This is a genomic window from Bacillus sp. LR--39 (genome assembly GCF_053613335.1).
In genome coordinates this window covers 1-530 of the sequence record NZ_JBSIOT010001526.1, presented here as the reverse complement: position 1 = coordinate 530, position 530 = coordinate 1, and the positions used below count along the sequence as shown (strand labels likewise).

1 pseudogene is annotated in these 530 nt (G+C 48.1%); it reads right to left on the bottom strand.

From position 1 onward, the window contains the following. A pseudogene (lnrM, locus tag ACWHAR_RS31570) lies at positions 1–530 on the bottom strand (linearmycin resistance permease LnrM); the annotation flags it as partial.

The following is a 530-nucleotide window of genomic DNA, read 5'->3' as shown; positions in this document are numbered from 1 at the left end:
CTCCCCCTTCCATTAAAGAAAGAAAGCCATCAAGCGCCCAGCGATTTGGCACCGCTTTGGATACAGACTGCAAGACGTCCGGAAATTGGTACAGCGGCAGCATGGACCCGCCGAGAACCGCAAGCAATTGAATGCCGAAGCCGCCTATCGCATCTGCAGATTTCATATCGCTGATGCACGACGCAAGCAGCATTGAAATGCCAGATACAGCGGCAGCGTAAGAAAGCCCGAGTACACTCACAAACAGCAAATTGCCGCCCCAGTCCACACCAAAAACATTGATTGTGACGATCAGAAATATGAAAAATTGCATGATAGCAAACAGATACGTCCCAAGCCATTTTCCGAAGAGAATGACGGATTTTTGCGCAGGCGTCATCAGCATTCTGGCAAGCGTCTCCGTATCCTTTTCCTGTAAAAACGATTTTGACCCGACTGTCATATGAAACAGCATAAACATGCAAAGCATTGCCGCCGAATAGTATTGAAAACTGGTAACGGCCTTGCTCCCGACAGATTTTTCCGCAATA